The organism is Acaryochloris marina MBIC11017, assembly GCF_000018105.1.
Taxonomy (GTDB): Bacteria; Cyanobacteriota; Cyanobacteriia; order Thermosynechococcales; family Thermosynechococcaceae; genus Acaryochloris; species Acaryochloris marina.
The window spans coordinates 42,358-65,141 of sequence record NC_009928.1 but is presented as its reverse complement, the minus strand read 5'-3'; the positions used below and the strand labels follow the sequence as shown (position 1 = coordinate 65,141).

21 protein-coding genes and 1 pseudogene are annotated in these 22,784 nt (G+C 44.1%); 10 read left to right on the top strand and 12 right to left on the bottom strand.

The features are described 5' to 3' along the window. Nucleotides 1-737 precede the first annotated feature (737 nt). Nucleotides 738-1,637, top strand: a complete 900-nt coding sequence (locus AM1_RS32335) for a WecB/TagA/CpsF family glycosyltransferase (RefSeq protein ID WP_148216054.1) — start codon at nucleotides 738-740, stop codon at nucleotides 1,635-1,637. A gap of 344 nt (nucleotides 1,638-1,981) precedes the next feature. On the opposite strand, the gene AM1_RS32330 is transcribed toward AM1_RS32335, so the two are convergent. Next, nucleotides 1,982-2,539, bottom strand: a complete 558-nt coding sequence (locus tag AM1_RS32330) for a carboxymuconolactone decarboxylase family protein (protein ID WP_012166566.1) — start codon at nucleotides 2,537-2,539, stop codon at nucleotides 1,982-1,984. 101 nt (nucleotides 2,540-2,640) lie between these two features. Between AM1_RS32330 and AM1_RS32325 the strand changes: the two genes are divergently transcribed. After that, the gene (locus AM1_RS32325) at nucleotides 2,641-3,207 is read left to right on the top strand and encodes a TetR/AcrR family transcriptional regulator (RefSeq protein WP_041661311.1); all 567 of its coding nucleotides are present in this window, start codon (nucleotides 2,641-2,643) and stop codon (nucleotides 3,205-3,207) included. A gap of 461 nt (nucleotides 3,208-3,668) precedes the next feature. Here the strand turns inward: AM1_RS32325 and AM1_RS44580 are convergent. From AM1_RS44580 to AM1_RS32315, 3 genes and pseudogenes are all read right to left on the bottom strand, one after another. Further along, nucleotides 3,669-3,821, bottom strand: a pseudogene (locus AM1_RS44580) (alcohol dehydrogenase catalytic domain-containing protein); the annotation flags it as partial. 235 nt (nucleotides 3,822-4,056) lie between these two features. Beyond that, nucleotides 4,057-4,725, bottom strand: coding sequence for an NADPH-dependent F420 reductase (locus AM1_RS32320; RefSeq protein ID WP_238549368.1), 669 nt, complete (start codon nucleotides 4,723-4,725; stop codon nucleotides 4,057-4,059). Nucleotides 4,726-4,770: 45 nt separating this feature from the next. After that, the gene (locus AM1_RS32315; RefSeq protein ID WP_012167333.1) at nucleotides 4,771-5,196 is read right to left on the bottom strand and encodes a nuclear transport factor 2 family protein; all 426 of its coding nucleotides are present in this window, start codon (nucleotides 5,194-5,196) and stop codon (nucleotides 4,771-4,773) included. A 284-nt stretch (nucleotides 5,197-5,480) separates the two neighbouring features. Here AM1_RS32315 and AM1_RS32310 point away from each other — a divergent pair, with 284 nt between their 5' ends. Next, nucleotides 5,481-6,389, top strand: a complete 909-nt coding sequence (locus AM1_RS32310; RefSeq protein WP_041661310.1) for a LysR family transcriptional regulator — start codon at nucleotides 5,481-5,483, stop codon at nucleotides 6,387-6,389. Between the two features lie 133 nt (nucleotides 6,390-6,522). On the opposite strand, the gene AM1_RS32305 is transcribed toward AM1_RS32310, so the two are convergent. Beyond that, nucleotides 6,523-7,467 (bottom strand): zinc-binding dehydrogenase, encoded by a 945-nt coding sequence (locus tag AM1_RS32305; protein WP_012167331.1) that lies wholly within the window; start codon nucleotides 7,465-7,467, stop codon nucleotides 6,523-6,525. A gap of 83 nt (nucleotides 7,468-7,550) precedes the next feature. Then, nucleotides 7,551-8,084: an ester cyclase gene (locus AM1_RS32300; protein WP_012167330.1), complete on the bottom strand. Its 534-nt coding sequence runs from the start codon at nucleotides 8,082-8,084 to the stop codon at nucleotides 7,551-7,553. A gap of 139 nt (nucleotides 8,085-8,223) precedes the next feature. On the opposite strand from AM1_RS32300, the gene AM1_RS32295 reads away from it, so the two are divergent. After that, nucleotides 8,224-9,159 carry a LysR family transcriptional regulator gene (locus AM1_RS32295; RefSeq protein WP_012167329.1) on the top strand — a complete coding sequence of 312 codons (936 nt, stop codon included), beginning with the start codon at nucleotides 8,224-8,226 and terminating at the stop codon, nucleotides 9,157-9,159. 111 nt (nucleotides 9,160-9,270) lie between these two features. Here AM1_RS32295 and AM1_RS32290 read toward each other — a convergent pair whose 3' ends face one another. Then, the gene (locus AM1_RS32290) at nucleotides 9,271-10,152 is read right to left on the bottom strand and encodes a DMT family transporter (RefSeq protein WP_012167328.1); all 882 of its coding nucleotides are present in this window, start codon (nucleotides 10,150-10,152) and stop codon (nucleotides 9,271-9,273) included. Next, entirely contained in the window at nucleotides 10,152-11,039 is an 888-nt protein-coding gene (locus AM1_RS32285) for a methylated-DNA--[protein]-cysteine S-methyltransferase (RefSeq protein ID WP_012167327.1), read from the bottom strand. Before AM1_RS32285 ends, AM1_RS32290 begins: the two co-directional genes overlap by 1 nt. A 300-nt stretch (nucleotides 11,040-11,339) precedes the next feature. Between AM1_RS32285 and AM1_RS32280 the strand changes: the two genes are divergently transcribed. Then, nucleotides 11,340-11,585, top strand: coding sequence for an RNA recognition motif domain-containing protein (locus tag AM1_RS32280; protein WP_012167325.1), 246 nt, complete (start codon nucleotides 11,340-11,342; stop codon nucleotides 11,583-11,585). A gap of 51 nt (nucleotides 11,586-11,636) precedes the next feature. Here the strand turns inward: AM1_RS32280 and AM1_RS32275 are convergent, their stop codons facing one another. After that, the gene (locus tag AM1_RS32275; RefSeq protein WP_012167324.1) at nucleotides 11,637-12,458 is read right to left on the bottom strand and encodes a hypothetical protein; all 822 of its coding nucleotides are present in this window, start codon (nucleotides 12,456-12,458) and stop codon (nucleotides 11,637-11,639) included. Between the two features lie 125 nt (nucleotides 12,459-12,583). Here AM1_RS32275 and AM1_RS32270 point away from each other — a divergent pair, with 125 nt between their 5' ends. Beyond that, nucleotides 12,584-12,898, top strand: a complete 315-nt coding sequence (locus AM1_RS32270) for a single-stranded DNA-binding protein (RefSeq protein WP_012167323.1) — start codon at nucleotides 12,584-12,586, stop codon at nucleotides 12,896-12,898. 100 nt (nucleotides 12,899-12,998) lie between these two features. Here the strand turns inward: AM1_RS32270 and AM1_RS32265 are convergent, their stop codons facing one another. The 3 genes from AM1_RS32265 to AM1_RS32255 are packed head-to-tail and all read right to left on the bottom strand — an operon-like array spanning nucleotide 12,999 to nucleotide 15,362. After that, on the bottom strand, nucleotides 12,999-13,808 hold the full coding sequence (locus tag AM1_RS32265) for a nitrilase-related carbon-nitrogen hydrolase (RefSeq protein WP_012167322.1): 810 nt from the start codon (nucleotides 13,806-13,808) through the stop codon (nucleotides 12,999-13,001). 38 nt (nucleotides 13,809-13,846) lie between these two features. Then, complete coding sequence (locus tag AM1_RS32260; RefSeq protein WP_012167321.1) at nucleotides 13,847-14,305, bottom strand: PPC domain-containing DNA-binding protein; 459 nt, start codon at nucleotides 14,303-14,305, stop codon at nucleotides 13,847-13,849. A gap of 4 nt (nucleotides 14,306-14,309) precedes the next feature. After that, the gene (locus AM1_RS32255; RefSeq protein WP_012167320.1) at nucleotides 14,310-15,362 is read right to left on the bottom strand and encodes a hypothetical protein; all 1,053 of its coding nucleotides are present in this window, start codon (nucleotides 15,360-15,362) and stop codon (nucleotides 14,310-14,312) included. 550 nt (nucleotides 15,363-15,912) lie between these two features. Here AM1_RS32255 and AM1_RS32250 point away from each other — a divergent pair. The 4 genes from AM1_RS32250 to AM1_RS32235 all read left to right on the top strand — a co-directional run bounded on the left by AM1_RS32250 (nucleotide 15,913) and on the right by AM1_RS32235 (nucleotide 22,778). After that, nucleotides 15,913-16,374, top strand: a complete 462-nt coding sequence (locus tag AM1_RS32250; protein WP_012167319.1) for a hypothetical protein — start codon at nucleotides 15,913-15,915, stop codon at nucleotides 16,372-16,374. Between the two features lie 103 nt (nucleotides 16,375-16,477). Then, complete coding sequence (locus AM1_RS32245; protein WP_041661308.1) at nucleotides 16,478-17,551, top strand: ParB/RepB/Spo0J family partition protein; 1,074 nt, start codon at nucleotides 16,478-16,480, stop codon at nucleotides 17,549-17,551. A gap of 796 nt (nucleotides 17,552-18,347) precedes the next feature. Beyond that, entirely contained in the window at nucleotides 18,348-21,755 is a 3,408-nt protein-coding gene (locus AM1_RS32240) for a hypothetical protein (RefSeq protein WP_041661342.1), read from the top strand. A 582-nt stretch (nucleotides 21,756-22,337) separates the two neighbouring features. After that, nucleotides 22,338-22,778, top strand: coding sequence for a hypothetical protein (locus AM1_RS32235; protein ID WP_012167316.1), 441 nt, complete (start codon nucleotides 22,338-22,340; stop codon nucleotides 22,776-22,778). Nucleotides 22,779-22,784: the final 6 nt, after the last annotated feature.

Here is a 22,784-nt window from a genome sequence, read left to right as displayed (position 1 = left end):
GCTGGGTATCCTATCTTGCGGTCAACACGCGAGAATGTCAAATCTATTTTGAGCTTTTCGATAGTCACAGAGAGCATGGAGGAAGCTCCATTGATGCAGACTTGCGGTTATTCTAATGCAGAGACTTCAAAGTTGAGAAAGAACGAGGTCTTTACTAATAAACATCACTTACTCTTTAACCAAGGTTTAAGATTGGGATTATTATGAGCTACTGTACCTTTTAAGCAATTCTATAAGATAAAGTCTATGAGATAATTTCTTAGTTAAACCGACTTTAATCAATCCCTAGTTATCTGTCTTTATACTTGCTAAATACTGACTATCTAAAAAGTCTACAAATCTTTTTAACAATTCTCCATTTATCTATTTTTATAACAGAATGAAAAAGCTAAAATCATGAAGAAAAAAACGTAAATTAACTTAGCTACTGACTACTCTATTGGGATAAATCTCAATCTAGCAAGAATTCTAACTGGTGTCTATATTTAGATCACTAGCTGAATAAGCTTATTCATAAGAATATGATTTAAAATTATTTATGTATATTGAGAGAATAAATTTTATATCTTTATATTCTACTTATTTACATATTTTTCCATATAGCGTATCACTGACTTCTATATAATTTTCACTTTTTCCTTGCCGTTTTAGACTGACATGCTAAGCATTTAAAAATATTCTTCTTCTTGAGGTCGCTAATATCACTGGGAAATAGAGCCAAGCTTTAATCCTCAATTTTGCTTATTGCTCTATTAGTAGAAAGTGCTACAGCTTTTATCCCTTCCTCCCAAGTAGCTTCTTTACCTACTTTTTATTTGAAGGAGTCTATGGAAATGCTAGCCAAAGATCCTAATTCAGAGCTATTCTCAACTGATATTGAACCACTTCGAATAGATGTCATTGGCTCTCTCATCACTGCAGCCCCTATTGATGTGCTGGTTAATGTAATCCTAGTTTGGGCAAAGCAACACAAAAGTAAAATGGTCTGCATTGCAAATACTCATATGCTAGTTGATGCTCATCAAAAACCTAGCTTTGGTGAAGTGCTGAAAGATTCTGACATAGTCACACCAAATGCTATGCCATTGGTGTGGCTGCTGAAGAGAATGGGAGTGAAAACACAAGAAATAGTAACGAGCTTAAATTTAATGCAATGCCTTTGTCAGAAAGCTTCTCAGCAGAAGGTCAGCATTTTCTTTCTAGGTTCACAGTCCCTGATACTGCAAAAGATGAGACATCGACTTGCACAAGATTTTCCAGAGCTGCTGATTGCAGGAATGGAACCTTTACCTATTCGACCCTTAACACTAGATCAAAGGCAAAAGCTGATACAGCGGATTAAACACAGTGGTGCAGGGCTGGTGATGGTTGCCTATAGCTCTCCTAAACAAGAATATTGGATGGCTGAACATAAGAATCAGATTGAGGCAGTCATGATCGGTGTTGGTGGAGCCTTTCCAGCTTATGCAGGTTTGAATTCCAGCGTACCCACTTGGATGAAGGAAATAGGTTTTGAGTGGATCTATAGGTTCTTTCAAGAACCGACAAAGTTTTGGAAAAAACATGTTAAGACCACTTCAATATTTATCCATCTTGCCTTGAATCAGATTTGGAACCGTTACTTTGAACTAAGGTAGCAAAAAATCGATTAATCAGACTTTTATAAGAGGTGGACAAATCTGAACTGAATTCAAAGATACCCTGACCAGCATGCGTTCATTAAAAGGGACATTGTATAAATAATTTTGGAGTGGTCTGGAAGATAGCCGTGAATTTCGATTGTTCTTTTCCACTTTGCAGATCCTGGCTCCCGCTTATTTTGCCATGTGCTTTCAGGTACTTTTCGGGAAATGCTGTCTGATCTGAGAGCTTGGGAATTGGAGTGTCAGGATTGGGCAGTCGGGGGGCTGGGGTTGAGGTTAAAGATTGGGGTTTCTAATTCAACAAACTGCATCATATAGCATGTTATGTTGATGGCTTTCTAAGGGACAGAAGGCTTTGACCATGTATAGGGCTGAAAAGCCTTATCTAAAGGAGTTTTAGCAATATGATTTGTGTAATTGTGAATGACTTTTACGGCAATACCTAAAATCACTTCTAAAATTTGTTGCCGGGTATACCCTGCTGCCAAAAATTCTTCAATCTCCTCATCACCTACCCAACCTCTTTCTGAAATCATTCTTTTGGTGAAATGTCGTAGTGCCTGCAACTTTTGGTCTATTAGGGGTTTGCCATTGCGAATTGCCTCAATATCTTCTGCAGACATTCCAACCATCTTGGCTAAACCAGAGTGTGCAGCCACGCAATAACTACATTCGTGCTCATAGTTAGCAGTGAGATAAATAACTTGTTGCTCAATGGGAGTAAAACTGGTTGTCTCGAATAGATCCCAAAGGGCCATACCACTTTTTAAGGTAGCTGGAGATTCTGCAAGGATTCCTTCCAGATTTGGGATAAATTTGAACGTTTGTTCAGCCTGTTGGAGTGCTCCCTTAGACTCATCTGGAGCTGTCTCAAGGGTGTAAATTTTGAAGTCCATAAGTTCAGTTTCACAACTATAGCTATTGAGAGACAAGTCTGTCTCCCTGCGGTTGGTGATATCGTAACTCTATGGAGACAAACTTGTCTACTTAATCAGAAATGAATCAAAAACTCAATGAAACTCAGCGAAAGATTCTGAATACAGCTTCTGATTTGTTCTATCAGAAAGGGACTCAGCATGTTGGTATCAATGAAGTTATTGCTACCTCTGGTGTTGCCAAGCGTACGCTTTATCGTTGGTTTGCCTCAAAAGATGAACTGATTGAAGCAGTCATGAAGCATCGCGCCATGCAGTGGCTAGAGTGGTTTGAAGTGGCTGTAGAAGACCGGGGTAATACTGCGAAGGACCGTTTACTAGCAACCTTTGATGTACTTGAAGAGTGGTATGCTGACCCAAACTTCCGAGGATGTCCGTTCATCAACGTTGTCTTGGAAATTGCAGATGCCTCTCATCCGGCCCATCACATCTCGATGAGTGTGAGAGAATCGATTCGACAGTATGTTATGCGGTTAGCGACTGAAGCAGGTGTTCGGGAGCCTGAAGCATTTTCACAGCAATATTTACTGTTGATTGGAGGTGCTAGCTTGATGGCCACTATTGAAGGTAAATCAGATGGCGCAGGGTTTGCTAGAAACACTTTATCGGTGCTAATTGAAGCAGGTTGAGTCTTTTTATAAGGTTGATTTGAACGAGTGGAAGCCATGTTTGAGAATACGGTGAAGGGATTTGAACCGATTGAAAACTTATGGAGGATTTGATTGAATGGAGTGATCGTCAAGACGATAGCCATCGACGAAAGAGCTTCATTAGCTGTGGCATCACGACATAGGTGAGTAGTAATGCAACTAACCCTGTTGTAACCAACTGATTGAGCAACAGAGGTAACCGTAGCTATCACTTTCGCGCCCAATTGGCTGGCCCACGGGACTAAAACCGATCCAATACTTCCGCTAGCACCCGTGATTAATACGGGCATATCTTTCTCGATTGGACGATATTCATAGAGCAACGCCCTTGCCGTCAAACCAGAATGAATTAAAGCAACAGCCACCTCTTCCGAGATATCGTCTGGTAGGACAAAAAGTTTTTCCGCTGGGACAGCCGCATATTCGGCATAGGTTTTTGTCTTATCCCAAAAGAACCCAACACGTTGTCCAGGGGTAAAATTGTCATCATCAGAGCCCACTGCTTCAACAATTCCGGCACCTTCTTCGCCCAAGATCAACGGTAGTTCAGGGGCTGAAGCGCCGGGATGGCGAAAGAAATCGGTGCGAACCATGACGTCGTTATAGTTGACCCCAGAATAGCTCAGTCGAATTAAAGCCTCATTTGCTTGGGCGATAGAACGAGGAGCATGCGCTAGTTGAAGAACTTCGGGGCCACCAATCTTGGTCATATGAATTGCACGCATCATTGTTTGGATTGTCATGGCAAAATCTCCTGAAAATTTTCTGTTGGAATGAGCTGCTTAAAAGGGAGGTGAGGCCACATATTAGTGACCTCAACAGTTTCGATTAAGCGGCAAGTTCACGCGCTTGCAAAATTGTGGGAGCTAACCGTCCATAGTCGCCGCCAAACTGATGGGTGCCAATGTGGTGCAGCAAGATGCCCACCTGCTCAATATTACGGCTGGTGGCGAGTGCCCCAGCATCAAAGGGCTCGAACCCCGCATCGCGAGCCAATTGCATCACGACTTCCTTGGCTTGCTCGTCATCGCCTGCGACAAATACAGCAGGCTTAACTGGGTTGTTGGCCCACTCGTTGGCATCCAGTACAGTCGATGGCATTGTGCTAAAAGCCTTGACCACACGAGCTTTGGGTAGGCGTTTTTGCAACTCTTCGGACGTTGAGTTGGACTGCATGAATTCCAGATCGTGATAGTGTTCAAACTGTTCGGTGACGTTGAGTGGATTCATCGTATCGATGATAATCTTGTCTGCCAGGTCACCCACTTCAGCCAAGGTTGCGTCCAAGTTAGGCCAGTACACCGAGAATAGGGCCACATCGCCAAACTCCGCAGCTTCTCTTGCCGTGCCTTTTACGCCTCCAATCGTTTCAAGAAAATGCTCTAGCTTGGTCTGGTCACCAGCTTTAGCCAACTTGAGTTGGTGTCCTGCCTCATGCCAGGACTTTGCAAGGGTGCGACCAATATTGCCTGCATTGATAATGCCAATTTTCATCATGATTCTCCTTGAAAAGTAAATTTGTGCTCGGGTGGTTTGAATGGGCTACGCTGCTCGGCGCGCCTCAGCTACGCCTACTGTGTTTTCGTAAAATTGACCGCCTGTGATCCGACCGTCTTCCATATCGAAGCGAGCGAGCCAGTCGCTGTCGGCTATCTTGCCTGTCTGACGATGGCGGAAGGTGAAATGGCCCTCGACGAAAACGCGATCGCCTGCATCGGTGTAGCGACTCGGTTCAAATGTCAGTACTTCAAATTCCGAGAATAGTAACGTCACGAGACGGATGTAGCCTTCTTTACCCTGGTGGGTGTAACCTGCCCAGGGAATGGCTGCTCTTAAGCTCTCGTTACTACTGCTGGAGACAATCCATTGGAAGTTAGGCTGGGCATAGGCTTGAAAAGCGCGGTCAAAATCGCCTGCGTAGTGGGCTTCAAAAAACTTTTGTACAGTCTCAACATTAGTCTGTTCCATGAGTTGCTCTCCTTCCTAACGCAATGGCAGGGTTTAGATATGGCTTGTTCGAGGCGATCACCCGCAGCCTTGTCTCTAACTCGTAGCTTGGTTAGTAGAGCAAACGGCTGATTAGGCTCGTCTAGCTTGGCTTGAAGTGTTTGCTGAAGTGTTTGTTTTTGACCACTCATGATGACCTCATTAGGACAAATTTCAAAAGTTCAAAGGTATGTTTCAAACCTGTTTTGACTGTATCGAGTTCGCCTGGATTGATAAATACTGAAAATCTCAATAGACTGTTGATTATGAAGTCAACAATTGATTTGGAATCCCTAGAAATATTTCGAGCCGTTGTCGATGCCGGGAGCTTCACAGCAGCGGGAGGGGTTTTGAATAAAGACAAGGCACATGTCAGTCGGGTTGTCAGCCGTTTGGAAAAACGCTTAGGCGTACAGTTGCTGAAGCGATCGACGCGGCGCTTGAACATTACTGAAATTGGTCGTGACTTCTACGAGCGGGCCTGTGGCATTTTGGCTGCTCTGGAAGAAACCGAAGCCAGCATTGCCCATGCCCAAGGTGAACCTCGCGGTGTCTTGCGCGTCACGGCAGGCGCAGAGTTTGGGCCTATGCGAGTCAATTATTGGATTGCTGAATATCTCAAGCGCTACCCTGAAGTGCGCGTGGAAGCAGATTTTTCTGATCGCATTGTGGATGTAATTCATGAAGGCATTGATGTTGCAATTCGGGTCGGCCCTTTAGTGGATTCAGAGCTATCCGTTCGTCCCCTGGGTGAAATTCGTTATGGTCTCTATGCCAGTCCAGCCTATGCGCATACCAGAGGAGAGCCTAAGTCATTGAAAGCTTTGGCCCAGCATTCATTGATCATGTTTGCGCCACGAGGAAAGCCAGTGTGGCCAATGGTTCGGGGAAAAGAGCGAGAAGATGTAACGTTAGAAGCGTTGTGTGTGATTAACAATAATTTGGCAGCCAGGGAACTCGCAGCAGATGGACTGGGTATTGCATTGCTACCCCATTTCCATGCTGCACCGCAGCTTGCTCAAAAACGATTGACTCGGGTGCTAGAGGATTGGGAGAGAGTACCTGTATCGGTGTCAGCATTATTCACCTCCAGTCGTTATATGACACCGAAGGTGAGAGCATTTGTAGATTTGGCTATCGTAGACTTCAAAAATTCGGATAGTAACCTTCAATAACTTGAGCTTTGTTGACACATTTATTGCAAGTTTTATGTCGGAAGCAAAGGTTTGACAGCCAACCAGAGAATAAAGATTTCAACTTATCAGACATGCTTCAACTACTGCATTTCCTACAGGAAAAGTCAGTCGTTCAGAGGGTTAATACAGCTTTGCCAGTGAACTTACGCGCCAATAGGTCTTCGGCAAGATGAGGGGTTTCTGACCAATCTGAAGTTATAGTTTCAGGCAATTTCAATAGATCTCGCTCAACCAGATTCAGAAGCCGCGTCAAAGCTGCAGACGAGGGTTCCTTTTCAATTTCGCTGTAGAGCGTTAGACCATAGATTCGACGTTGTCCCCCGTTACCAAAAAGCGCAGGATAGAGATTAACAGTCGATTCATGACTCTCAGAGGAACCATAGGATACTAGAGTGCCTCCCTTTGCTGTGACGCTCAGCAATGAGCTAAATAGTTGACCGCCAACGCCGTCCACAACCAGATGATAAGGTCCTTCTCCCTCTAGCCCTGACCCATCTTCTGTTACGACCACTGCATCTGCACCAATATTGCTAGCGAACGTTGCTTGCTCGGATCGACGAACCTGAGCTACCGTTCTTGCACCACTTAGCTTAGCGAGTTGTAGAGCAAAGTAGCCAACACCACCTGTGACTCCAGTAACGAGAGCTGAATTGCCCACTAGGCGATTTCCCTGATCCACTGCTGCGAGGGCAGTTAAGCCCGCAACTGGCAAAGTTGCAGCCTGGACGTCGGAAACAGCATCGGGAATAGGAGCAATGAACTGGTGTTCTCCAATTACATATTCAGCAAATGCATCCATTTCCGGTCGCCAGCCGACGACCCGTGTGCCCTTCTTTAGCCCGGTGCCATCAGCCGCTGAGTTCTCAATAACGCCGACGAAATCCCAGCCAATGCTTCTACCCCCGCTTGTTGGAGATTGAGCAATATTGATCTCACCACGGTTGAGAGAAAAGGCCGTGACCTTAATCAGACTTTGGTGCGGTAAAGGTTGGAGGGAATCGGTTTCGACAAAAGAAAGACCGCCTTCTTGATCTGAGTTCATGATGATGCGTTGCATAGGACTTCTCCGCTTGATTGAAGTGAATATGAATTTTGGATGTGGGCAAAGCCACCACGTTTTTGCTAATTTTCGGTGTGCAGTTAAAAGTCAATTCCGCGAATGATCGGCTCTGGCTCAAAGTTCTGGGGATAGTGCAAACCGCGCTCATGAGTAAGATAAGAGGCGAGGTCTAAGCTATGATCGGCGACCCAGTAGTGCGTCACTTTACCCTCTGCGTGAGTCAAGATGAAGTACTCAATAGAAGTGCCTTTACGACCAGTGGGAGCAAGTCCAAAGAATTCATCCACATGCTGCCAGATCAAATTGACGGCAATCGTAGCGCGATTCACACCATAGATTTCATCGACCAAATCGAGACGCGGTTGAAACGCTTTATGGAATTCTGCAGTCCAGTTTTTGAGTGCTTCTAGACCGTATTGGGGCTGATCGCCTACTGTACTGCGGAGTTGGACATCAGATGCTATAACATCATCCCATAGGTCCAGTTTGCGCTCGTTGAAGCCTGTGTAGATTTGTCGCCCAATCCGCTCGGATTCAGCAAGGGCTGCTTTGAGTTCATCACTGCTCAGAGTTTCCGTATTTGAGGCTTCTGTTTTGTTGGTGGTGTACTTCATGGTTCAGTTCTCCATTGAATGATTGTTTTGTTCAGAGACAACGGCGCGTTGCTGGCTTGATTACAAGATATTTGGATTACAATCCTTTGAGAAGGGGTTTAATATCACTTCTTTATCCACTTTTTCTCACTAATAAACTATGAAGAGCCTGTCCAACATAAAGACTTTTGTCCGTGTTGCTGAAGTGGAGAGCTTTGCCAGAGCCTCAAATATTTTGGGTCTATCGACGTCAGCCGTGAGCAAGGCCGTGGCTCGGCTCGAAGCTGATTTGGGTGTAAAGCTATTTCATCGCACCACTCGTAGTGTTAGCCTTACCCCCGATGGCAAACAATTTTATGAAGGCTGTCAGCAACTATTGCTCGAATTTGATGCCCTCACTGCTGAGGTTCAAGGCAGTCGAGCAACGCCTAGGGGACAATTGACGATTAGTGCTCCAGCAGCGTTTGGGCGTCTGTGTTTAGTCCCTCTATTACAGTCTTTCATGCAGTCCTATCCCGAAATTACTTTAAATATTTCCATAGATGATCACGCTATAGATCTCGCTGCCCAGGGTATTGATATTGTGATTCGCACCGGACAACTGGCTGATAGTGCTAATTTGATTGCGAGTCGATTAGTTACTTATCGACTGGTGGTATGTGCTTCGCCACACTACCTCGCAGAGCACGGAGAGCCCCAACATCCAGAACAGTTACAAAGACACTCTTGTCTTAATTTTCGTAATCCCGATACAGGCCGATTCTTTCCTTGGGTGCTTGAGATTGATGGAGCAGTAGAGTCTTATACGGTGAGTGGCCCCCTTGTGTTTGATAATGCGGATGCGGTCGTGAGAAGTTCAATCTCTAGCCTAGGGCTGAGCCAGATGCCCTCCTTTTTAGCAAAGGAAGCTGTATCGAGAGGACAACTGGTGGAAGTGTTAAATTCCTATCAGCCCCCAGAGACTCCTGTTTGGATTTGTTATCTCGATCGCAATTTTGTCTCTCCTAGAATTCGAGCCTTCGTGGAATTTATGAAAAGCGAGAAAAGCCATTTGTCTACAATGTGCTCTTTAGCAGAACGCATAGCTGTATCATAAGTGTGGCTTCAAGCAACTGTTGGGCAAGGCTTTCAGCCCTATAGCGTCAATTGCACGGATCATTGTCGGCCCCCTATCTGACTACTTGACTCTGAGGTATGTTCTTCATACCTACAGGTTCCGCTGAGAGGCAGAAAATAGCAAACCATTGGCGATGGCAGTTCCCAACAGAATCAAGCAGCATCCTGAGATCATCGCAACTGTAATCGCTTCACGGAGGAAGACTGCTCCCCACAGTACGGCAAAAATTGGAACTAGGTAAGTTACAGTCAGTGCTTTAGATGCTCCGATATTTTGAATTAAACGGAAGTACAACAGATAAGCGAGCGACGTAGAGAAAAATGCTAATGCAAGAACGGCTAGCATAATTGTAGTTGAAGGCATAGCTGCAGGTAAGGTAAAAGGCAACAAAGGCAGCAGTGCTACAGCAGCACTAAGCTGAGTCATCGTAGCAATCACTAAAGGTGGTATTCCTGACAGACGGCGTTTAGCAAATGGAGCGGCAATTGCATACATTATTGCAGCCAGTAGCCCAGCAACAATCGAGCCGATCACCACCGGAGTTATCTCCATTGGCTGTAAGCCAATCAGTAGAACAACGCCAGCAAAGCCTGACAGTAGCCCTACCATCCGAGCCGCCGTTAGCTTCTCGTGGAGCCAGGTGGTAGCTATCAAAGTGCCGAACAAAGGTGCTGTTGCATTAACGATAGAGGTGTAGCCTGCAGGTAGAGAAAGCGAGGCAAACGCTAGAAGAAGAAATGGCAGTGCCGAATTGATGCTGCCAACGATGAATAAGGACTTGAGATTCGCACAAATCATTGACCATGCCTGAGAGCGAAGTAGCAGAGGCAATAGCGCTAGTCCTGCGAACAGCACACGGCATTCAATTAGCCAGATTGGGCCTAGTACGGGTGCCGCTATGCGCATGAACAAAAACGAACCGCCCCATAGCGCAGATAGCAGAAGAAGTTCAAGGACATCCGATAACCGCATTAGCTTCCTTCCTGTATGGTTGAATGATTGAGTTGGGCAGCTTCCCAACCTAAGATGGCTTGCTTGCGATCTAGTCCCCAACTGTAGCCACCGATCTCTCCTGAGCCTCGAATAACACGATGACAAGGAATGAGATAGCCAATCGGATTCTTGCCAATGGCAGTACCGACAGCCCTAGCAGCTTTAGGTCGCTCGATCATCTCAGCGATTGTTTGGTAAGTTGTGAGACCACCTAGTGGAATTTGAAGCAACGCTCGCCAGACTTGGACTTGAAAGTTTGTTCCCTTAACTAGCAGTGTCAAGGGCTTAGTCGGCTGAGACATCTCTGGTAAAAAGATGCGATCACACAACCCCTGTGTTTTCTCCTGATCCACAGTCAACGTGGCATTCGGCCAAGTATTGGTTAGCAAGTCGTCTACAGGCAGCGTGGCCTTGTCTTGAAACTGAAGTGAGCAGATACCTCTTTTTGTTGTGGCGATCACAACGGTTCCAAACAAGGTGTTGTGCGAACCGTTGTATATTTCTAGTCCTTCGCCACCATTTTTATATTCGCCAGGTGACATCGCTTCTATAGAAACGAACAGATCGTGTAAACGGCTAGGGCCTGAAAGACCTAGATCTTCGCTGAGTGTAAGTAAACTATCCGTTTGAGCAATAGTCGCTTTGGCTTGCTCAATCGTCAGATATTGCAGAAACCGCTTTGGGCTAATACCTGCCCAATAGGTAAATAGCCTTTGAAAGTGGTACTCACTCAGTCCGATGTGCTGAGCAACGGTAGATAAGGCTGGCTGCTCAAAGCGATGCTCACGAATAAAAGCGATTGCTGCTGCGACCATCTGATAGTGGTCTGACGGGTCGTCTTCCGGGGTAAGTCTTCGTAGACCCATACCAGTTTTCTCTAGGATGTGTTCGCATTAGCTTACAAAAGCTATGAACAAATGAGCCACCCGATTCTTGCGATGATTAGATAGTGGACAGGCTTCACTGGAGACAGATTAAGAACGATAAACTCCATGAAGTCTACTGAGCGTTGACTTATAGGCAGGTTTCTTTGTGCTGGTCGAAGCCAGATTGGGTTCAAAAGGCGAATGTCAAAAAATCGATGACTTTCTTAGCGGATTCCAATATCACAATCTGGAGGTTATGCAGGAAAAGGGTTTCAGGCGAAAGCGCTACTTTCTGTTCAAATGCGCCCGCTGGTCCAACAAGACCTAAACGCCGTTTTTGCTGAATATGGAACTGTCAAACAGGTCAAGATGCCTACTGATCGAGAAACAGGACGCAAGCGTGGATTCGCCTTTGTCGAAATGGGTAATGATGCCGAAGAAGCTAAAGCTATCGATGAGCTAGAGGGTGCTGAATTGATGGGACGCACTCTGAAAGTGAATAAAGCCAGACCCCATGAGAACAGAGGTGGTGGTAATCGCTGGTAGAGCTAATTTGAATAATAGAATCTGATCTCATAGCTCAATGGTTTTTCAGAGCTATGAGGCTTCCTGAACAATTTTCCCTTCCTCACCCTCAACAACCTCCACACCCACGATCGTCACGGTGATTCCCTCTCTCTGACATTGATACCGATAAAGCTTTCCAGCCTCCAGTTTCTCCAAACATGCCTCTTTCACTAGCGGAGAATGTTGAAGGATGCGCCTGCTCTGATCGCATCTTTGATCACGCTGTACTAAGACTCGCTGATTCTCTGAATTCCACACACCGATCATCACCCAGTCTTCAGGGGTCTCAGGGGTCGGTTCAGCAGCACCACAAAACTGCAAGAAAACAATTTGACCTTCAATAATTTGAGGGTAGCATTTCACCATTAAAGGAGTATCCAATGACGCTCCTATCAATTTGCTGAAGCGCTTCTTTACCCTCAAAGGGAGCTGATGACCATCCAGTTCTATGAAATATACTGGCTGTTCTCCCTCACCTTCCACTTCCTGAACTCGGATGATTCCTGGAATCCTGCACCAGGCGCGATGTGTGCCATTGCCAGGGAGCAGAGGCCGTCTCTTTTTGCGATGGTTTCGCTGCTTGGATTTTGCCTGAAGATTCTTTGTAATCTGCTGTTGTTGAGGTACTACTTTCTTATCCTGGACTAAAGATTGTTGTTTGAAAATAGCCTGAGAGACCTTTGGTATTTCTTTTGAGGGTATTTTGGCAGACTGTGTTGTAAGCTGCTCTCTCTGGAGTTGAGATTCGAGTTTTGCAATCGTCCGTTTTAGGAGTAGAGCAGCAGTGTCATTGTTGCACTGCTTAAGCTGAACTTTGAGTTGGTTGAGCTTGTCGATAGTTGCTGAGGGCATGGGGAAACCTCGCTAGGTGCAAACTTGCGGCTATTCTAAGGTATGAAGTTGGTCTTTGGGTTAAATTCGGGATTCTTGCCAGAAAACGTCACACAGCCCATGCGCAGGCTTATAATCAACGAATTATGAACACTTGTACTTTCCAAGGAATACTCCTAGAGAGATCCCTGCGATATACCCAGGAAAGACGTGCGATCGCTGAGTTTGTTGTTGAAATTAACCCTCTGATGGAAGAAGACCCCAAGGAAAATCTCAAGGCTATCTATTGGGGAGAGAATGGGGAGCAAGCACACAATGCATTACAAGCTGGCGACCAACTCGTTTTGCAAGGTCAACTGAGGATAAACAAGGTGACTCATAGGTTGGGTAATGAGGAATATGTGGAACAGCAAGCTAGCGTGATTGTCGAGAAGATTAACCGAATTCAGAGTCCAGGTTGATCTAGGAAATAATTTCAAAATTTTCGGTAGATATTTAGGTCATTTTAGTAGTTCCAACAAATAAAGTGATAACGGATTAGAAATCAAAACTAGATGTTACCTATACTGATTCTTCAATTGCTTTCGCTATATCCAAATACTTATCTGGCCGTCTATCAAGAAAGATATGATTCCTAGATGTAATTGATTTATCCCTAGCTAAATTCAAATCAATGTCTGAAATCATTACTTCTTCTTGATCATCCGAAGCTTGGGTCAGAATATTACCTCTAGGGTCACAAATAATTGAACTACCTGTAAACGTAAGATTATCCTCAGTGCCTATACGGTTAGCTGTTACGATGAACATTCGATTGCATATAGAGTGGCCAGGTATGGTCTTTTGGCACAAATCAGGTAGAACAATATTAGAGGGATGACAAATAATATCAGCACCTTTAAGAGCTAAGATTCTCCATGCTTCAGGGAACACCCAATCAAAACAAATCAACATCCCTATTTTACAGATACCAATGTCATAGACAGAATAATCTGTATTCCCAGGAGAAAAAAAATCTTTTTCATTCAGAAAAAGATGTGACTTCCTATAAACTTCTATATATTCATTTGGTCCAACTAGAAAAGAAGAATTATACAAATCCTTGTCAGATTTTTCACAAAAACCTGACACGATATATAGATTATATTTATTTGACTTTTCGTGAAGAAAACGAATAAATTTACTATCAGCGACAGATTCACTTGAATTTAGAGCTTGTTGCCTAGAATTAAAGGCATATCCAGAATTACACAATTCTGGCAGCACAAGAATATCTGAATGTTTACCTTTATCAATTAAGTATTCTAGTCGTTCTAAAGTTTGAGTTGGCTTACCGAGAATAGGTGAGAATTGAATAAAACCTACTTTCATTTCATTAAGCCCAAGAAGTAGAATAGTTTTTAGGGTAATTAAATAAACTGAAGTAATCCAATATTATATAAATTTGGATCAACAACTCTTCTCATGTCAGGTTGTAGAACTTCTACAATAAGCATTTCAACCAAAAAAAGAACCTTAGCACTTAATAAATGACTGGTATGTCCAGAAGCAGAATAACTTTTTATACCAGTATTAACATGAATATGTGGAGATATTTTATCTTCGTCAGAATCATAGGCAATAGTACCACATCCACAAGCTTCTACATTGCTTAAGTGTACCTTATCCCATACTGGAGCATTGACATCATCAATTTTGCTGCAAGTTCCCACTAATTCTACTTCGGAGAATCCAGCAATAAACATGGGGATATATCCTTGCTGTACTTGATTCTCTTTACAAAAGCTTGAAAGCTCTTGAAAAAAATCTGATTGATGTTCAAAAGTAACACCAAAAGTTCTTCCTGTTTTTAATTCAGTACTTTTCATATATTCAATTAGGCAATATACCAAGAAATTCTTTAACAGATGTTGAGCAACTAATTCTCTTTAAGTAATTGATTTGATGTTCAATATCAGAAAAGAAGGAGCTACTCAAATTGCTATTTGATATTATTTTATCAACATTTTCACACAATCTATCATCATCAAATAATTCATCATAGAAAGAGCTAAAGGCTGAAATAGAACAATAGTCTAAAAGAAGTTCCGTAATCTCACAATCTTCAGAAAGATAATATAAAGCTATCAATTCTTTATCATGTACAGATATCATATCTGCATCGATAAACATTTTAATTTTGCAATCAATATTGTCTAGAATTTTAACTTCGACTCCCATCTTTTCATGCAAATATGCATTCATAATAGCATTATTTCTTATCCTAAAGTCTAATGAGTTTAATATAAATATTCGTTTAATTTTAACCCCATTTTTTAGTAGATTGACATTAGTTGCCATATACATCATTCCTGCGATTGATGACCACCATTTCTTTAGTTCAGTATCTAAGACCATCGCTAGTAAAGTTTCTCTTGTTTCACTCACAAGCTTATTAACAATTGTTTGCCACTCACTTCTAAAACTCATACTTTTTGTGTTAGAGCTGAGAAAATCTTCAGTGAAACCCTTTTTTAGAAAATACTTTTTTAGAAGCCCATTTATAATATCTGACTTGATCTGGCAGGAGCCAACATAGCTATTCTGATTCTTTTCATAGTGAATATAAGAAGGCGATGATGAACAAGCTTCTCTCTTTGCGATTTTATACTGACTTAGCAACATTGGAACTTTGTTCCAGCGCATTCTATAATCTTCTGGCAGGTTTAATAATAAAATTAAACTAGGATAAACATCTCTTGATAAAACCGTTCTAATAGTCCCTGATGATTGTCTGCTTTCAGGATTTAAAGTTTCAGCAATATTCGATGGAGATTGACCCAACAAAATGTATTCTAAGTATTGCTTGGCACTATTTGACAAGCTCTGTTTATTCACCATCTCTAAATCAGAGTACAATCTTTGAAGATCCCACTCTTTATCCATTGGTGAAGTATTCCTATGTTGAGAATAGGGTATTTCCATACTCCATAATAGAAATCAATAATTTCAATACAAGAGTATCATATAAATAGTTGTATAGTTAGCAATTAGCAATTATATGAAAATACATTTTTATATATTAAATTAGTATTTTTGCAATTACTAATTAGTGATATGCAGTATTTTTTATTCTATTATTCATTTATAGAGATAGTATTTATTCAAATAACCATTTATTTTTGTTGGTAATCAAGTCTTATTTTAATCTGCTTATATCCATGCATATCTGCGCCATTAGCAAGATAAACTTACCTGCATAAAGCTTTTAACAGCGCAACTAACAACTTGTTAACGTTCTTGTTAACAAGTTGTTAGTTGCGCTGTTAAAAGCTTTTATTCATACTGCATTCATATGAGTCCTTATTAGCTTAATCTGATATGAATTACTAAATGTCAATGAGTTATACAGCTTTAGAATTCATCAATCAGGAGATTAAGGCCCTGCATGCTTCAGTCTTCAACTTATATCTTTTTGTATTAGGAGTTTAAATTAATGAGCTATTCAAAAGTTGATAATTCATTCACCAATCTGAAACTATCAGATATAACTCTTGATAATGAAATACAATCTTATCAACAACTGATTCAAGAGGTTGTTGGTGAATTTGCTGAGGCAATGAGGCAAGGGGCTAAGTTTCCACCAGTGGTTGTTTTTTTTGATGGCGATAATTACTGGTTAGCGGATGGATTGCATCGATTTCTGGCTAAGCAGTTTGTAGCTGAACAAAGTATTTCGACTGAGGTGCAGCCTGGTTCTCGTTACGATGCAAATTTTTACTCAGCACGTTCCAATTTGAATCCTAGTGATATACATAGCAGTGAAGAAAAACACAGATTTTTTGAGAACATCTTGTATGATGGCCAAAGTGAGCCTCTACAATACTTGGACCAATCACCAAATCGCTCTAGAAGGAAGAGAGGACAGACTATTGCAACAAATATACGGACACTTTAGCTAACATATCTTAATAAAAGACTTGTAATTCTCTCAATTGTCTATTGCCAGGAAGGTTTAGATGTTTAGATAGCGATATATTGTTGTCTACCACTAGCTCTTGATGCCATCCGAACCTTCTATTCAGTCCGTGGACATAGCAAAAATCTGCATGGATGGCGGTACCCAACCTCGCGCTCAATTATTTGAAGAAGTGGTTGCTGAATATGCTGAAGACATGAAGCAAGGTGCAATTTTCCCTCCAGTTATCGTCTATTACGATGGAGAAGAGTATTGGTTAGCTGATGGTTTCCATAGAGTACGCGCTAGAGAAACCATAGGATCAAAAGATGTAACTGCTGATGTGCGTCTCGGAACACAGCGAGATGCTGTCCTATACGCAGTTGGAGCTAATGCAGCGCATGGACTTCGAAGAACAAATGCAGACAAGCATCGGGCTGTTAAAAGGTTACTTCGTGATAAGGAATGGATGAAATGGAGTGATCGAGAAATAGCGAGGCGTTGTGGAGTCGCAAACAGTTTTGTTGGACGTATCCGTAAAAGTCTATCCGTTCCTGAAGAACAGATAAACCATGACGCAGAAGGACTAGATTTAGACCCTTCCGTACGCCTGGCGAAAAGAGGTGGAACTATTTTCGAGATGGACACAACAAATATCCGCGATAGACCTCAAACTGAACAGAAGAAGTCTATTAAGCGCTCACGAGCAAAGAAACAACCTGTTTCTCCTAAGCCCCTTGAGGGAAAACCCATAGAAGTTAAAGAGGGGGATACCTGGAAACTAGGTAAATCTCATTACTTGTTTTGCGGGGAAGGTTCATCTAGGAAGTTTCTAAAACTTTTCCCACCTGAAGTAGCATTACTTCTATATTTTCCACGGCAGAGAGAAGATTGGACACAGGCCATAACGCTACAAGCTAGAAGTACGCTGCTATTTCACACCTTCTACGGAGAAGATATAGATCTAAAAAATCTGAGAAAAATTATTGAAAACTGTCTTTCCACTACAACGGATGCCGATGATTCCATAGTAGTTATCAATCTTGCAGATCCTTTGCTCTTTATCTTAATGGAGAGTTTATTCTGCTCCTGTTACTGTGCTGAGCCAGATCCTCAGCGATGCACAGACGCTCTCGCTGCTTGGGCCGCAATCAAGCAACCAGTGAAAAAGCTATAAACTCGAAGGAGGATAATGCGTTAAAAAACTTTGCAGAAAGCATATTTGTATTTAGAAAAGGCTAATGATCACCTATCAGTTTTGCGGTAAGATTGCGTTAAGCATTTTTCTAACTACCAACTAAAGGATCTCTTTTCAAGCTAGTCTCAAATACCAGCTTCTTATAGCAGATCTGAATTTGTCCAAGACAACTTTAAGTTTCATCATTCTTTATAACACCAGCGCAAGACATCCTTGATTTCTCTCGCTGTATCTGCAAGTTCTCCTTGAGAATAAACTCAAAAATATATCTTGACAGTCCCCCACTCGCCTTGGGCTGTGTCTATACGGTATACAAATACGCTAAAAGCTTGATCGATCAACGCTTTCAGTGTATTTAAAGTCTATTACTTAAACAAATAGGAGGTGAGAATGACCCTATAAATGACAAAACCCCAACTTTGGCGAGAAGGGGGTTTGATCATTATTAACTTGCAAGGCGGGAACCGAAGCTTGTTTGACACCACGCATTTGGTTACCTGGGTTTTGCCGTGCTTAGATTTTAGCCCTAACTTGTAATTCATTGCAAGCCTTTGCTGAAACCTTTTCCACGGCTCCCTTTCGCTACATCTAGAAACTTCAGGGAGTTCGTAAATGAACCATTTATTCAGCACCCAGCTACGGGCATGGGAGCTAGCCCATGTCTAGCTTTCAAAATATTTCGAGTAAATTGCTTGCAACCAACCGCTCCAACCCCTGCGATCTCTGCGGGGATATCACAGGCAAATGTAGAAAGGCAGGCAACCTCAATCTCTGCATGACCCTTTCAGGCAAGATCGAGGGATATCGCTACCTCGGCCAATCCAAAGATGGCCTCTGGGGTAAATACGTCCTTGATGACGGGGAAGACCTTAGCCAGGAAGACTGGGAACGCCGATGGCAAGAGCAACGAATTCTCAGAGAGCAACGTGCCCAAGTTGAGGCTCAACGCCATGCCCAATCGCTCCCCGCAATTGAACGGGATCGGCTATATCGCCAACTCCTTGACCAGCTCACCTTGCACCCAGCAGATCGGGCAGACTTGCATCGTCGAGGATTCACCAATGAGCAAATCCAAGACTGGGGAGTTAAGTCAGTCGAACAGTGGCAACCGCTCTCTGGTGAACTACCCCATGACTTGCCAGGAATAAACCTGGATGGGAAGTCTCTCAACACCCCAAGGCCAGGTTACCTTTGCCCCATCATGGATGCTGACGGTCAGATCGTCGGATTCCAAATCAGATCCCGCAGTTCCGAGGGTGGTCGCTATTTCTGGCTCACAGGCAAAACTAGGAAACGGCCCAACGGACCCACACCCCACCTTCGCAATGGTGAATTACCCCTAGCCATCCACCGTCCAGAGCAAATCACGAGAGATGCATTCGCACTCGTTGAAGGTACTGGAGCAAAACCTCACCTCCTAGCTCAGCGCATGGGCCAAGTGACCATCGGCGCAGCGGGGGGATTGTTCGCGGCATCCCCTGAAACCTTGAAAGCAACCCTAGCCCAGCTTGGGATAACAACTATCGAGTTCTACCCCGATGCTGGGGCGATTCAGAACAAGTCAGTACTGCGGCAATACCGGTCAACCTGGGCGCTGCTGAAGGAGTGGGGTTACACTGTCACCGTTGCCTGGTGGAAGCAGACAGACAAACGCATCCACACTGACATTGATGAACTGGATGACCTAAGCCAGATTCAATATTTGTCTGTGGCTGACTTTGAACGGATTGCAGCTCAATGTAATGGGCTATTGCATCAGCTTCAGCAGGCACTCTCAAAACTCACTCGTCCTTCATCGCCCGCTCAAGGGTTTGCCACTCCCAATGACCAACAAACCCACCCCACTGAATCTCGCAGAACGAAGCGAACTGCACCAGATGAAGAGCGTCTTGCAACGCTGCCTGCAACAAGCCGTCGAGCTAGACGATCCCGTCGTCGCACTGCACGACTCCTTGCAGCTCATCGTAGACATGGATATATTTCAAAACTTCGACTGGAAAATTATCGAAGTCGCATTAGAAGACGTACAGCACAATCAGCAAACTCCAGAAGCAGCAGCTTACAAAGCTGCCCTGGAGATAACGGGACTCTCAGCCCGACAACACCTCTAGTCCACGAATACCAACCCGGACAACGACTCCAAACTTGGGAAACCCTCATCTCATCAGGATTCCCCTATATCCTCGATCAGTCCCAACCGGGTACTGGGAAAAGCTACGACTCTGGGAACGTTACCCCGATTGGCTTTGGGATGGAGCAGGTTATTTATCTTTCAGACCAGCACCGCAATCCCACCGTATCAACTTTAGAACAAGGAAATGGCTGGTGTGACCTAGAAGCGAGACATGGAGGACTCAACCGGGTCAAAAATCGACTCCAACGATCTGCCAAAGGGGATGCCTTCGCTGTTCCTGCTAACTGTAGCCGCATTGGAGTCTTGAATGCCCTGCGAGACAAGAACATCCCTGGTGCTGATACCGCCAATCTCATCTGTGGCACCTGCATTGCCAGAGAAGCCTGTATCAATGCGGATGGGCCAGGATACGGGTTCTTGAATCAGCGGCGAAATGTCTTGGGTACACCACTGTTGAGGGCACATCCCGACTCACTACCAGACCCAGAGGATTACCCCTTAGAGAACACGATGCTGATCTGGGATGAGCCAGGGCAAAACTTCCAGGTCAAGCAGTCCGTGACCGTCACCTTCAATGACTTACAGCAAACCATTTCAGGTCTGATTGCCTACCCTGAGATCTTTGCCCTAGTGCAGCCCTTACTCTCTGCGCTGCTGCCCTTAATGGATGGGTCTGAGAAGCTGGGAAAGTATGGCCTCAATCACTTGGAGATGAAAGCCAAGCTCCCTGACATGGCTGGAGTGAAGCTAGGCGAACTGACCCAAGTCCTGATGCCTAACCTGGGCTTTCTCAACACCACCTCAGACTATGGGGTGGATCTTGCTGATCTACCCAAGCAACTTCGCAAAAAGTTCTCTGAGCGAGACTCGGAGATGGCTGAGCAGGCTAGGAATGGAGTGGTTAAGCAGTGGCTCATCCCCCTAATCCGCATCTTGCAGGGTGGAGCAGGATGTATCCAAGTCAGTCGCTATGGCCTTTTAACTCTCAATACTCCCAACCCTCGCCATCGAGACTTAGCTCAAGCTGCCCAAGCCAATGTGTTCCTCGATGCCACTCTATCCCGTGAAGACCTGGCGCTGAAGCTGGGCTGCTCTCCTGATGAAATCCTAGTGGTGCGCCAAGCTGTCCCAGACACCGGAAACCTAGAGGTGATTCAGGTGAAGGACATGGGGCGAGTGGGCATGAGTAGAGGCGGGGATCAGACCAAGCGTATTGGGGCCTTGGCCCAGCATTACCAAGATTTGGATGCAGTGAATACCCGAACGATTGACTTCAAGAAGTTTGAAAAGGATGGGGCCTGGTGGCGCGATAGCCGAGGGGTCAATGATTTCCTCACCGTCCAGACTCTAGTCCTTGTCGGCACTCCCTGCCGCAATCTCAATGACTTGGCTGCTGAATTCGCCATTGTCTGTGGATATTATCCAGAAGAGGATAATCCAGCATTCACGGCATTTATTGACCGCTCCATCCTCGCAGAAATTCACCAAGCCATCGGGCGACTGAGGGCACATCGGCGTCCGCATGAATCCCTACAAGTGGTACTGATTTCCAACATTGAGATGGACTGCTTCGTTCAGGAAGTCCAAGCTAAGGAACTTACCCTGGATGCTGCTCATAAAACAGAGCGAGTAGAAATCGCCATTGAGTCGGCCATTCTCCAACTCCAAGCCAAAGGCGAGAAGGTCACTCAGCAAATCGTTTCAGCAATGACCCAAATCCCCAGAGGGACGATTGCGCGATACTGGCGTCTGTTCATTTCGCTATTAAAAGGTTTAAATAGCAAAATGAACAATCTATGCAACGCGCCAAATCCAAACCAAGAGACCCATCAAGCGATTGCGGGTGTTTTGGATGAACTGGCGGATCTACCCGTCAATGACCTATTGCCGAGCCTAAATGAAGTATTCTTTGACTGGCTCAAGCCCAAGGAATGGAGTTCGGTATGGAGTGAAGTCAGTGCATCGGGCCAGATGGCGATTCTGGAGGGGTTAGCAATGACGCTGCCTGTGAAGATGTTGGAGAGAGGAATGCCAGAGCTGGCGGCATAAGGGTGATGCTTTGTATTCGCTGATATGAAGTATCGGCAGATCCTGTAGCTTCATTATTATTTTAAAAATTGGATATTCGGTAGAACGTTTTATGTCGTCTGAAGTGATAGCAATCTGCTTTCATTTCATAGTTGATATTGTCACTATCAAGGCTAGAAGTAACGGTTAGTGAACAAGGTGATTAAATCTGAGGGGGTCTGAAGTCTAACTATAGTAATGCTTCTGTGGTTTATTGCTTGTCAGTTGAATTGCTAGAAATTGAAAATCATTGCCAATTGTAACGGTGAATTTGGCAAGAACTATCCGTTGGCGTTAAAGTATTTCCGAGTAATCAAATAAGTCATTTGCTCGCCCAATTTTTTTACTTCCAAATCCTATCTACTACCTGAACAAAACAGCAAAGGTCTAGCCTTTGCCAAGCCTGCTTTTTAAAAGCCAATTCTAACGGGAATCCCTGACAGGAGTCCTGCCTGTTTCTGTATTACACAGAAATAATCCCTAGTTAAATTTGCAAACCACGGCCTGCCCATCTACCACAACGCACAAGCCGTGATCTATACCTCCGCGACGGGAGATGTTTTCATGCTAACTATAAATACTGATTCCGGGAAATCCCGTGGAGGCAGCAACGACCTCCAAAACTCTGATCAGCTTGATCCACAGGTGATTCAGGAATATCGAGAGAGATACCTTCAAATTGCCTGGAAGGTTCAAGGCTTAATGTCGATGCCCGTTCTATATACCTACGACCAGCTTTATAGGCACGGTTGCGATCACCCGAAATTAAGTGAGCGAATTGATGCTCTTGTGAGCTTGGAGCTGCGGTTGAGTGGGTATTCCAAAGATGATCAGGTGAATATCCTTCTTTATGGTCCCTATATTCAGGCGCAGATGCTGGATCACAGTATGTCTGAAAGTGGGGCCAGGGATTATATCCGTCAGCGATTAGCCATTGCTCCAACCCCACCCGCACCCTTGAAGGAATTGAGCCAAATTCAAGTAGCTCCGACAACTGCTGCTTAGGTAGCC